Annotated in this window: 6 protein-coding genes; 2 read left to right on the forward strand and 4 right to left on the reverse strand. The window is 63.5% G+C overall.

Annotated features, from left to right (window positions below; translation table 11 throughout):
• Positions 1–28: 28 nt before the first annotated feature.
• Entirely contained in the window at positions 29–844 is an 816-nt protein-coding gene (locus tag MA04_RS14650) for an aminotransferase class IV family protein (RefSeq protein WP_262461214.1), read from the reverse strand.
• Between the two features lie 76 nt (positions 845–920).
• Here MA04_RS14650 and MA04_RS14655 point away from each other — a divergent pair, with 76 nt between their 5' ends.
• Complete coding sequence (locus MA04_RS14655) at positions 921–1,274, forward strand: MerR family transcriptional regulator (RefSeq protein ID WP_262461215.1); 354 nt, start codon at positions 921–923, stop codon at positions 1,272–1,274.
• 36 nt (positions 1,275–1,310) lie between these two features.
• Here the strand turns inward: MA04_RS14655 and pbpC are convergent, their stop codons facing one another.
• From pbpC to MA04_RS14670, 3 genes are all read right to left on the reverse strand, one after another.
• On the reverse strand, positions 1,311–3,641 hold the full coding sequence (gene pbpC, locus MA04_RS14660; RefSeq protein ID WP_262461217.1) for a penicillin-binding protein 1C: 2,331 nt from the start codon (positions 3,639–3,641) through the stop codon (positions 1,311–1,313).
• 67 nt (positions 3,642–3,708) lie between these two features.
• Positions 3,709–9,279 carry an alpha-2-macroglobulin family protein gene (locus tag MA04_RS14665; protein ID WP_262461218.1) on the reverse strand — a complete coding sequence of 1,857 codons (5,571 nt, stop codon included), beginning with the start codon at positions 9,277–9,279 and terminating at the stop codon, positions 3,709–3,711.
• Positions 9,280–9,591: 312 nt separating this feature from the next.
• Positions 9,592–10,152: an HNH endonuclease gene (locus MA04_RS14670; protein WP_022995518.1), complete on the reverse strand. Its 561-nt coding sequence runs from the start codon at positions 10,150–10,152 to the stop codon at positions 9,592–9,594.
• A gap of 430 nt (positions 10,153–10,582) precedes the next feature.
• On the opposite strand from MA04_RS14670, the gene MA04_RS14675 reads away from it, so the two are divergent.
• Positions 10,583–12,178, forward strand: coding sequence for a GMC family oxidoreductase (locus MA04_RS14675; protein ID WP_262461220.1), 1,596 nt, complete (start codon positions 10,583–10,585; stop codon positions 12,176–12,178).
• Positions 12,179–12,266: the final 88 nt, after the last annotated feature.

The following is a 12,266-nucleotide window of genomic DNA, read 5'->3' on the forward strand; positions in this document are numbered from 1 at the left end:
CTTGTAGCTACCGGTCCAAGACCAGCCGTTACAGGGAAACGGCCGGTTCGGCTTCATAGCACCGATGCAACAAGCGCATGAAAGACTCCGCCTCGGGGATCGTGTTCCCGCCAATGGCGGTGACCGCGATACCCGGTGTCCATGAGTTCATCACCGCCGCCCCGGCCAGATCACCAAGACGCTCCAGAGTGATCTCTTCATGGCGCTGGGCAATGCCAAGGCGATCCAGTTGTCGCTGAACCATGCCCATCATGGTGCCGTTCAGGATCGCCGCCCTGGGCCAGACAACCGCCTCGCCATCCCAGAACACCAGATTCCAGATGGTGGCTTCACTTAATCGTCCCTGCCGGTCGAGAAAAGCGGCGTCGTCAAAGCCCTGACGGATGGCCTGATGCAGCCAGTAGGTCTTGCCGGCTTCGCCAACATGTTTAATCGCCGCCAGGGGGCGTTCATGCTCCACCACGCTCAACCTCAGCGGCCCTCCGGGGCCCTCCGCCGGAGTATCGGTGCGCACCAGCACCTCCGGCTCGGTATCCATACTGTGGCTGCTGAATTCACCACCACCAACAAAAACCGTGACCGTCAGTGATTGATCCGCCGGCCCGGCGTCGATGGCTGCTTTGATATAGGCACGCATCCGTTGATCGGACACCGCCACGCCAAAAAATTCGATGGAGGCTTCACGCAGGCGGGTCAGATGCAGATCGAGCCCTTTGACCTTGCGGCTTCGCACCTGCATCGCGGTGAAGTGCGCGAACCCCGCGAACGCCAGGGGCGTCACGTCCGCGACGGTGACCAGACGGCCGTTGATAGCGGCCTGATAGGGACGATTTTCAATGGACATGCCACGCTGCTCCTGATTCACATGAAGGAGCCGGCACCTTAAACTGTGACAGCGCTGTCAGAGTCAAGGCGATGAGATGAAAATAGGCGAGCTGTCGAAACGTACCGGCGTGAGCGTCCGCATGCTGCGCTACTACGAAGCCGAAGGGCTGCTCAAACCGCGACGCACCGCAAGCGGTTACCGCGACTACGATGCCGCGGAGAAACGTACCGTGGAGCGGATCAAGCTGCTCGGTTCCGGGGGCATGACCCTGGCGACGATTCGCGAGTTCCTGCCGTGTGTGCGTGGTGAGGGGCCGGTGTTCGAGCCCTGCGATGAGCTTCGTACCGTCCTGCATGAACAGATCCGCCTGGCCGACCAGAAAGCGGAAAAACTGGCACAAAGCCGGCGGATTCTGCGGAATTTCCTGTTGGAGGTCGAACGGCCCTGAGCCGCGCTTTCGGTTCGTGAACCATCTTGTCGTCCACTAATGGGACAACACCTGGAAGCGGCGCCGCAGACGAAAGCCCTGATCGTCCACCAGTGTGAGCGTATGCCAACCGGGCGCCGCCTGGATCGCCCATTCATGGAAGTGGGCGGTGCGCCCCAGATAGCGGTCGTCCAGGTGCCAGAACAGTTCGGCGTCATCGCGGTCATGCACTACCCGGAACACCGCCCCACCACGCTGCCCGCCCAGTTCCACCGGCAGATAGAGCGCGGAGCCGGCGTGGGGATAGATCACCGCCATCGGCGCCCGTGAACTCAGCGCCCGGGCGCCGTCCGCGCAGTCTTCCCGCCAGGCCGGCAGGGGCCGGTATTCCGGGTGGCGGAAGCGGTAGAAATAGGCCTGCGCCGGCGGCAGCACGAACCAGTCGCGGGCGCTCATGGCGGCCACGTTCTCGCAACCGCTGTGCACCCGCCGTCCCTGATCGTCCACATGCACGCGCAAATGATGCGGCGTGACAGCTTGGAAGTGGCTGTCCAGCGGCGCCAACACGGTACGCGCCGAGCACTGCCCGCCGGCCAGATAGCCATCGTCACGGCATACCTGCAGTTCCTTCAGATCGCCCAGCGGCGCCTGAGGCCACTCCGCCGGCCCCAACAGGCTGAACAGATCCAGCATCAGCGGCGCCGCGGTGGTGGCGCCACCCAGCGCCGGGGCCGGTTCGCCGTTGCCGTTGCCGGCCCAGACGCCCACCGTATAGCGGCCGTTGCTGCCGATCGCCCAGGCGTCGCGCAAGCCATAGCTGGTACCGGTCTTCCAGGCGATCGCCTGGCTGGAACGGTACAGCCGCCATTGCCGGGCGGTGCCGGGCCGGGCCACGTCACGCAGCGCCTCCAGCGTCAACCAGGCGGCCCCCGCGCCGATCGGAAACGGCTCCGGCAACGGCTGGACATCGCTCAGCACAGTAACCGGCGCCGCCTGGCCGTCACGGGCGCTGGCCATCAGCCGGGCGTACAGCGCCGTCAGCTCCATCAACTTGCCTTCGGCACCGCCCAGCACCAGAGTCAAACCGTAGTTTTCGGCATCCCTGAACAGCGTGCTCATCCCCATGGCGCGCAACCGGTCGTGGAAGCGGGCCACGCCGTAGTGGCGCAGCATGCGCACGGCGGGGATATTCAGCGACTGGGCCAGGGCTTCGTGGGCCGGCACCGCGCCCCGGTATTCACGGTCGAAATTCTCCGGACTGTAGCCGCCGTAGTTGGTGGGCAGGTCGGGCACCAGGGTATCCGGCAGCAGCAGGCCTTCCTGTAACATCAAACCGTACAGCAGCGGCTTGAGCACGCTGCCGGTGGAGCGGGGACGCCCGGCGATATCCACCGCCGCCCCATATTCACGGCGGTTACCGTGAGTGACGTTACCCACATAGGCGCGCACCGCCAGATCACGATGGTCGATCACCACCACCGCCAGATTGTGCACGCCGTCGTTGGCCAAACGCCGTCCATGCTGCCCGGCGAGGGCGTTCACCCGCTGCTGCAGCCCGGCATCCAGAGTGGTGTGAATCAGCGGCGAGGTGGCGTCGGCCGCCAGGGTGTCGAGCAGATGCGGTGCCAGCGACGGCAACCGCGCGGTGCGCGGCAGCGGTTCCAGCTTCGCCAGTCGTAGCTCGTCCGCATCAATCAGGCCCCGTTGCCGCAGGGCTTCCAGCAGACGGTCCCGCTTGGCCAGTAATTGCTGGCGCTGGCGCCCCGGGTGAATCAGTGCGGGGCTGTTGGGCAGCACCGCCAGCAGCGCCGCTTCCGCCCAGCTCAGATCGTCCGGCGCGCGCTGGAAATAGCGCCAGGCCGCCGCTCTCAATCCCACCGTGTTGCCACCAAACGGCGCCCGGCTGGCGTACTCCACCAGGATCCGGGACTTGCCAAGGCGCCATTCCAATTGCAACGCCAGCAACGCCTCGCGGGCTTTTTCCCACAAGGTGCGGGGCGGATCGTCCCGCAACAGCCGGGCCAATTGCATGGTCAGGGTGGAGCCGCCGCTGACCACCCTGCCGGCGCGAATATTGGCCACGGTGGCCCGGGCCAGCGCCAGCGGATCGACACCCGGGTGCCAGCGGAAACGGCGATCCTCGAAGGTCAGCAGGGCTTCACGGTACTTGTCCGGCAGCGTCGCCACGGGGGCGAAGCGCCATTGTTGATCCGCGGCGATACGGGCCGCCAGGGGCCGCCCGCTTCGATCCAGCATCAGCACCGCATAGTCGGTCTGCCGCAGCGACGCCGGCAACGGTGAAAACTGCAGCAGCGCCAACGCCGCCAGCACTACCAGCAGCAGTGCCGCCAGGATACGCCGGCGGCGTGAGAGAGACGGTTTTGTCATCGTGTTCCAGGCATCTTCGGGCGGCGTCCAGCATACGGGCCGGACCTCCATGCCCGACCCGCCAGGGTCATTCCGTCACGACTTCCACCCACTGGCCACGTTGACGGGACTGAATGAAGCCCTGATACATCGCTTCCACCTGCCAGCCGGGCAGATAGAAACGGCCGGCGAACGAGGCGTTCAGCTCCACATTCACGGTACGCGTGGCGCCGGGTTTCAGGGAGAAATAGCTCAGCACCCGGTCGTCGCGCACGTCCTGGTAATCCAACGGAGTTTCCTTCTCGTCCTTGGCATCGTCCACCCCAGCGGACGACAAACGCGAGGCGATCTGCCAGCCGGAGGGCACGATTTGCGTCAGCGCCAGATTTTCCAGGCGGCGGTTGGTGCGGTTGGTCACCTTCACCCGGGCGCGGAAATCCGTGCCCTGGGTCAGACGCGCCGGATCCAGCGGCGAGCCGTCCATCGACAGGAACGTCACCGACAGGTCGAGGCCTTCGGACACCGCTTTTTCCTGCCCCGGGGCCGGGGTGCCGACGGTGGTCATGGTGGCGAACAAACGGCGGTCGCTGTCGTTGCGGACCACGATGGACTCGCCATCCTCATCGATAGCCAGCGGCTGCTGAAACACCGGGCTGGTGGCGTGGGTTTCCTGCCAATCACCGTCAGCCTGCCGCCAGGCCAGATCATAGCCGTCCTCCGCGCTTTCGTTGCCGGCGAAGCGCGCCATGGCCATCAACGACCAGGCCAGGCTCTGGGTGGAGAACCAGCGGTCGGAGGCCAGATCATCGGCCACCACACGGGCTTCGTCCCAGGCCCGCGCCTGATCGCCGCGGGCTTCCAGCACCATCATGCTGATGGCACGGTCACGCAGAGCGGAGCCGAAGGTGGGACCGGGCTCATCGTAGTCGCCCACCTCGCCATCAATGGCGATCAATTCACCGGCCACATCGGTCAGCCCCATTTGCTGATAGGCGGCGGCCAGTAGCCAACGGGCGGTGTAACGGCCATACCGGTTGCGACTGTCGCTTACCGTCAGGGCGCCGCGCAGGCGGTTCATGGCACCGACTTCCGGTTCCCCGGCCAGGGCCAGGGTATAGAGCCGGTAGGCCTGGCTCGCCCATTGCCAGGCGTACTGTCCGGGGTCGCTGGCCAGCCGCCGCTGATAGTTCCGCCAGCTGTCGATCATTTGCGCCGGTACCGCATAGCCAAGGCGGCGCGCTTCCACCAGGAAATGACCGGCGTAGGACGTGCCCCAGTCGCTGGCCTGGCCGCTGCCGGGCCAGTAGCTGAAGGCGCCGTCGTTCAGTTGGAAGCGGCGCAGCCGGTCAATGGCGCCGGCGATGTTGTTCTGCACTTCCTGTTTCTGGGCGTCACTGAGGCCAACCAATTGGTGCAGGTACAGTTGCGGCAACACCGTGGAGGTGGTTTGCTCGACGCAGCCGTGAGGATAGCGAATCAGGTATTCCAGCCGCCGCTCCAGTCCCATGGCGGGCAGACTGCTGACCGTCAAGGCGCTTTGGTTGGTGCCCGGCAGACCATGGGGGCTCCAGTCCAGCGCCCAACTGTCTCCAGGCTCCAGCATCTTGCGCTGTTCCCGGCTGGTGGGCGGGTTGGCGGTACGGATCGGCAGATTCACTTGCTCCTCGGCCTGCTCCTTACCCGCTTTGGCCGACACCGTGACCTGGGCGATCCCCACCTGGTCACCGGCCTCCAGTGACAGCGTGGCGATCTTGTCTCCGGGTTCCTCGAAGGTCAGCCTGGCGGTATCACGGGTGACTTGCAGGGGCGGCTCCGCTTTCAGGTTCAAATCCACATCGGTAATGGTGTCCTCGGTGGCAAAGACATTCACCGGCACCTGCAGGGATTCCCCCGGCCCCAGCACCCGCGGCAGCGTCGACAGCAGCGTCAACGGCTGAGTCACGGTAACCGGGGTATCAGCCTTGCCGTAGGCGCGCTGCTGGCCGTCGTGATGCCCCGCCACCACCATCACCCGGACCTCGCCCATGTAGGCCGGCAACTGGACCTTGTGTTCCTGCTCCGACTTGGCCTTCAGTTCGAACGGTCCGGCGAAATACACCACTGGCGGGAACCGGCGGCGCTGGGCTTCGGAGCCATCCATCAGCCCCTCCGAGCCACCCACCGCCAGCATCCGCTCCAGTTCCCCGCCGTAGGCGCCCACCACCTGATCGAACAGGTCCCAGGTGAGCACGCCCAGCGCTTCCCGGCGGAAAAAGGTCTGATGGGGGTTCGGCGTTTGGAAATTGGTCAGCCCCAACAGGCCTTCATCCACCACCGCCAGGGTATAGGTCATCGCCCTGCCCTGCTTCTCGGACACCGTCACCGTCAACTCGCTTTCCGGACGCACTTCCTCCGGAGCCTCGATGTCCGGCTCCAAACGCGTGTCCGGGTCTTCCACCAATAACGGCACGATGCCGTAAAGGCGGATCGGACGGTCATTGTCACGGTCCTTGTGCGCTTGCAGCAGAGTGGCGTGCACGTAAACGTTGGGCGCCATGTCCGCGGTCACCGGAATCTCCAGGGTGAAGTTCTCCTGGTCACCGGGTTTGACCCAGTAGTGACGGAGTACCCGTGAGCCGCTTTCCAGACTGACCAGCAAGCGTCCGGTGCCGGACACCGGCACCTTCACCCTGGCCATCTCACCGACCTGGTACTGTTCCTTGTCGGTGGACAAAGCCAACCGGGAGGCGGCGTCCCCGCCACCGCCGCGCTGGCCGCTCCAGCCCAGGTACACGGTCTGTGCCGCGCAATGCCCGCCTTTGTCATCACATACCCGTACCAGATAGCGGCCCCAATCGTAATCCGGGCCGTTCAATTGCCATTGCACCCGCCCCTTGTCATTGGTGGTGAGCTGGGTGGCCTTCACCTTGCGGGTATGCGGGTTACTGATGAAATTGGCGAGATCATTGGCGCCCCGATCCCACCACCAGCGCCAGTCGATACGATAGACGCTCAGGGTGACGGAACGGGACTCCGGCTGCCCGTCCTGGTCCAGGGTGAGCAGATCCAGGTTATGGTTCTGGTCACGTCCGAGGGCACCGCCCCAGCCGTCACCGTCCGGAACCCGCAGTCCGACCCAGTGCCGATACGGCGCCACTGGCAATCGCTGCACCTGGGTACTGTAATCCCCGCCATTCTCGAAAATTCGCGTGGTCACCAGAGCCGCCGCCATGCCCGGCGGCGTGACCGCCGGCACCGCCAGGTTGACGGTGGCGTCGCCGGCGTCGTCCAGGCGCCCCTCAAAAGCGGTGAACGGCTCCGCCTGCAGGGTGCGGGACGGATCCTTGAAGGTGTAGCCGGCATACCCCGGGAACGGATCGGCGCCGTTGAGCAGGCGCACCTTCACATCGGCCTTGAGGGCACTGGCGCGGGCACCATTGAGCCATTGTCCGTGCAGCGCCAACGGTGTGCTCTGACCGGCGAAGACCTGCTCGGGGGCGGTCAGCTCAATACGCAACCGGTTGGGTTTGATCGCTTCCACCCGCAGCCGGGTATCAAAGTCCCGCTCACCCAGACGCGCCACCGCCCGCCAGTTGCCGGTGGGGGCGCTCTCCTCGGTCTTCAGAGTAAAGGTGTAGAACCCGTTCACTGGCTCGTCGTTGGTATAACTGGCGACCTTGTTACCGCGCGGATCAAACCAGTCCACCGTGACCGGGTGATCCGCCGGCATCCGCTGTTGCGGGTCATCCAGTACGAACGTCAGATGAATATCATCACCGGGCCGCCAGACATCCCGCTCGCCGTAAAAGAAACCTTTCAGACCATCGAGAACCCGCTCGCCGCCGGTATCAAACTGGTTGGAAGGCAACGCCCGATTGCGGGCCACCTTGAGATAGCCTTTTTCCTTGCCGTTTTTCGCCACCAGATAGAAAGGCGTGCCGGATAATTTCAACTCGGCAATGCCATTGTCGCCGCTGCTGGCACTGCCCAGGGACTGGTGCTGGTAGTTGTAGGCGGTAACCCGGGTGCCCGCCAGGGGCGTGTTGGTATCCAGGGCGGTGGTGACCACCAGCATCTGGTCGTCCTCCCCCTGCTTGGCCAGTAAACCGAGGTTGGAAGCAATAAAAGCGCGGGAGCTTTCCGCCTCATTGTTATAGGCGTAATAGCTGTCGCTGCAGGGATTATCGCGCTCGTCCCAGCGCAGGTAGCCGGCATCGTGGTAATACCGCTGTACTTCGTCGTCCTGGCCCGGCCCTTCGTAGTTGTCCGGCAGTTTATTCTCACGCTGCGGACCGCCATCACCGCATTGGTAGTGGATGCTGCGCGGGTCCACCTTGAGGGTAAGCAGGACCAGACCGTTGGGGTGTTTGGCCATCAGCTCGGTCAGATCGAGCCGGTACCGTTGCCATCCCCGTTCCTCGGACGGCGGTAACTCCAGGGTTTTTTGCCAGAGATAACGGCCGGAGCGAGTATCCGGATGCTGATTCTCGAGATCACGACTTTGCAGATAGGAGGTGATGTTGTTCTCGAACACCTCGAACGCCTGCACCTGGACGGCGCCGGCGGCGGCGGCCTCGAACGGCACGCTGAGCACTTCGCCCCGTGGCAGGATGGCCCCCTCGCCAACGAACCGCACACCGGGCTTGGACATACTCAATACCAGGGATTGCTGATACTCCGTCTCCAAAGTGTGGCGGGCGGCGCTGACCACGCCCGGAGCGATCTTCAACACCGCCTTCTCGTCCACCTCGTCGCTCGGATACACCAGCAATCGGGAGCCGTCGACCTGCACCCGGGCGCTCTTGCCACCCAGCGCCACCATCCCCTGGAAGTCCTGCCCCGCCTGCAGGGCCTCGGAAAACTGCACCACCACATGACGGTCAGGAAAGCTCTCCGAGCGGACCGAGGTAATGGCGAACTGGCCAGGCTGAGGCACTGAATAACTCTGCTCGCCCGACCCCGACTCGCCCACTGGCTCGCCGTCCCAGGCCAGGCGGACTTCTTCACCGACATCACGGCGGATCCCGGTAACCTGAAAGCGGTGAATCAGGCTGCCGGACGGGTGTTCCCAAACCATCGGCAACGACGTTTCACCCTGTCTGGCTGAGAGCACCGATTCCAGCGCCTGGTTATCCACCAGATCCAGGGTATCGATCCGCCCTTTCAGGACCATGGTGTCGGCCCCTTCAACCGGCGCCAATGCCTCGACCCGAATGGTTAGTTGTTGGCGCAATACGGTCAGCGTGGTTTCCAGCGGAGGCAAGCTGTCATCGACTCCGGAGAGGCCCTGAGGAAACAAGGTGACAGTGAAACTTTGATCACTGCGCAAGGGTTCCAGAGGCTGTACTTCAAGCCGGTCACGGGCGGTGAATACCGCCGTGAAAGGCCGCTCCGGGCGCAGTTTCACCACGCTTTCCCGCGGTTCATTGACGGCGCTCTGCTCCACCACCGGATGGGTGAAACGGAATACCAGCGGGGAGCGGGAACCGGTTTCCCCCCGTGGCCAACTGTCCAGATGAGTACGCCAACGGGGATCGGGTTCGCTGTCGGCCGCCGCCGCGGGTTCGGCCTGTTCGCTTTCATCCCTGGCGGACGACGCCGATTCGTCGGAAGTGTCACAAGCCCATAAACCGAGCAGCAGCAGAGACACGCCAATCAGGCGTAGAGCGGAGCTTTGCATTCCTTGCCTACCTTATTGGATGGTGTAATGAGGCTAAATTAGCACACTTCCAAACCTGACCCCATGCTGTCGTCTGTGCACAAGAATTGACCACTCAAGCCGAAATCCCGGGCGATAAAGCAAATGTTTTTGCATTTCAGTGGCGCCATACTCAAAACCGTCAACGAGGTCCCATCTGTTGACATCGGAGTTGTACTCCGTGATAGCTCTCCCGAGCCAAACGATTCACGGCGCCCCATGGGCGCCGTTTTTTTTTGCATCGAGAACAGGGGGAGCATGGGGCTTGGTGGTCTGGACAGCCGAAACAGGCTCTCACAACAACCGGCTGTTCTTGCCGAACTGATTGCGCAGAAACGCCATCTGGTCACCACGAATACGATGGCTGTTAATCAGTGCCAGATACTCGGCCATGTTCGGCACATAAGGCAGTGCCAGCAATTCCATGCCGATTTCCTCCGGCAGGCGATTGCCCTTGTGCTGATTGCAGCGACGGCAGGCAGCCACCACATTGAGCCAGTGATCGCGACCACCACGGGAAGTGGGGCGAATATGATCACGGGTCAGTTGCGATTCGGGGAACGGCTTGCCGCAGTAAAGACAAACATGCTGATCACGGCGAAACAGCGCGCGATTGGTCAACGGCGGACGGGTGCGGCGGCGCGGGCTGGCCAGTCCATCGCAAGCAATAATGGAATGCAGGGACAAACGGGAGCGGTCGCCGGTGACACGGCAGAATCCGCCGCGCAGGCGATAAATCACATCGCCCAGAGTCCAGGTCACCAGACCCCGCGCGTACAGGGTGGCCGCGGCCTGCCAATCCAGCCATTCCACCGGCGTGCCGGCCTTGTCCAATCGCAGAATGCGCTCACTCATAGGCACCCTCGCCTGCTCGACGAACTTCTCCCGCTGTGGCGGGACCATGAAAGCCTGTTATCGTGACGATTCTGCGACAGGGAATGGAAAAAAGCGTCGGCGGGAATATGGGCCCGCCCCCGTAAAGGGGATCTGTGCGACGAACTTCCTTTACCCTGGTCTCTGCTTAACCGACCCAAACCGGCTAAGCAGAAAGCAGTGCCTCGCGGCAAGCCGCGTAAAAAAAGTTGTATTGATCATAAACAGCGTTCCGCGCCCCCGCAAGCGCGCTGTCGCTGACTTTGCCGGCCTGGCGGTGTCCGGATTCGGCCAATAACACCGAGGCGCGGCGGGACTAGTATGCGAGGATAGTGAGACAGGACGCCCCCACGGTTCACTGCCGGGGGTAGTGGACCGGTCAGAGAGCCGACAACAACCAAGGGCGAGCGGCATGCAATACGATTACGTGATTGTCGGCGGGGGTTCCGCCGGCTGTGTATTGGCCAACCGACTGTCAGAGAACCCCAACAACCGGGTGTGCCTGTTGGAAGCCGGGCCACCGGACAACAGCCTCTTTATCCGCATTCCCGCCGGTATCATCCTGCTGATGCGCTCCAACAGCCGGAACTGGCGTTACTACACCGTGCCACAGAAGGCGCTCAACAACCGTCAGATCTACATTCCCCGTGGTAAAACCCTGGGCGGCTCCTCCGCGGTCAACGCCATGTGTTACACCCGCGGCCACCCCTGGGATTACGATCACTGGGAGTCCCTGGGCAACCCCGGCTGGGGTTACCAGGATGTCCTGCCCTTGTTCAAGCGCTCCGAACATTACGAAGCCGGCGAAGATGATTTCCACGGCACCCACGGCCGTCTCAACGTGGCCGATCTGCGTTTCCGGCACCCGGTCAGCGAGGCGTTCGTCAGCGCGGCTCAGGAAGCCGGCTATCCGGCCAGTGATGATTTCAACAATGCCACCCAGGAAGGGGTCGGTTTCTACAAGGTGACGCAAAAGGACGGTGAACGCTGCGGCGTCGCGCGGGCCTATCTGCACCCCGCCCTGGAGCGCGAAAATCTGACCGTGATGACCGGTGCCCTGGCGCACCGGGTGCGCTTTGAAGGCCGCACCGCCACTGGCGTGGACGTGGAGCATCAAGGGCAAGTGCAAACGCTGTCCGCCGGTCAGGTGATTCTCTGCGGCGGCACCATCAATTCACCACAGTTACTGAAATTGTCCGGCGTCGGTCCGCGCCAGGAACTGGAACAGCACGGCATCGACGTGGTCCACGATCTGCCCGGCGTCGGCGAGAACCTGCAGGATCATCCGGACGTGCTGGTGGTGCATCAGAACCTGAAACGCGACACGCTGACACTGTCGCCTCGGGATCTGCTCACTTCCGGCCTGCGCGCGGTCTGGGACTTTTTCTACCGCCGTACCGGCCAACTGACATCCAACGTGGCCGAGGCCGGCGGTTATATCAAATCACGGCCGGAAGAGCCGATCCCCGACCTGCAATTGCACCTGACCGCCGCCAAGCTGGATAACCACGGCCTGAACTGGACCTTCAGTATCGGGCACGGTTATTCAGGCCACGTCTGCATTCTGCGCCCCAAGAGCCGCGGCGACATCCGGCTGCGCGACGCCAACCCCCGCTCACCGGCGCTGATCGATCCGCGCTTCCTGGAGCACGAGGACGACATGGAAGGCATGGTGCGCGGAGTCAAGGTGATGCGCGGGATCATGGCCCAGCAAGCCCTCGGCCCCTGGCGCGGCAATGAGATCTTTCCCGGTAGCCAGGTGCAGTCCGACGATCAGATCCGCGCTTTCCTGCGCGAGAAGTGCGACAACATTTACCACCCGGTGGGCACCTGCAAGATGGGTGTCGATGACATGGCGGTGGTGGATCCGCAATTGCGCGTGCACGGTCTGGAAAACCTGCGGGTCGTGGACGCCTCCATCATGCCGACGCTGATCGGCGGTAACACCAATGCCCCGACGGTGATGATCGCCGAAAAAGCCGCCGACGATATCCTCGGCGTGGCGTGACAAAAAGAGTTGTCCCCCATTAGGGACAGCGGGGCCGTGTTACGCCTTTGCGGGAACGCCGCTGTGGGAGATTCTATGGTGCCCCGCA

The organism is Alloalcanivorax balearicus MACL04, assembly GCF_025532145.1.
Classification (GTDB): domain Bacteria; phylum Pseudomonadota; class Gammaproteobacteria; order Pseudomonadales; family Alcanivoracaceae; genus Alloalcanivorax; species Alloalcanivorax balearicus.

What these genes read in the sequence shown, in the direction of transcription:
- MA04_RS14650 (WP_262461214.1), bottom strand. Translation starts at nt 844, where the DNA reads ATGTCCATTGAAAATCGTCCCTATCAGGCCGCTATCAACGGCCGTCTG.
- MA04_RS14655 (WP_262461215.1), top strand. Translation starts at nt 921, where the DNA reads ATGAAAATAGGCGAGCTGTCGAAACGTACCGGCGTGAGCGTCCGCATG.
- pbpC (WP_262461217.1), bottom strand. Translation starts at nt 3,641, where the DNA reads ATGACAAAACCGTCTCTCTCACGCCGCCGGCGTATCCTGGCGGCACTG.
- MA04_RS14665 (WP_262461218.1), bottom strand. Translation starts at nt 9,279, where the DNA reads ATGCAAAGCTCCGCTCTACGCCTGATTGGCGTGTCTCTGCTGCTGCTC.
- MA04_RS14670 (WP_022995518.1), bottom strand. Translation starts at nt 10,152, where the DNA reads ATGAGTGAGCGCATTCTGCGATTGGACAAGGCCGGCACGCCGGTGGAA.
- MA04_RS14675 (WP_262461220.1), top strand. Translation starts at nt 10,583, where the DNA reads ATGCAATACGATTACGTGATTGTCGGCGGGGGTTCCGCCGGCTGTGTA.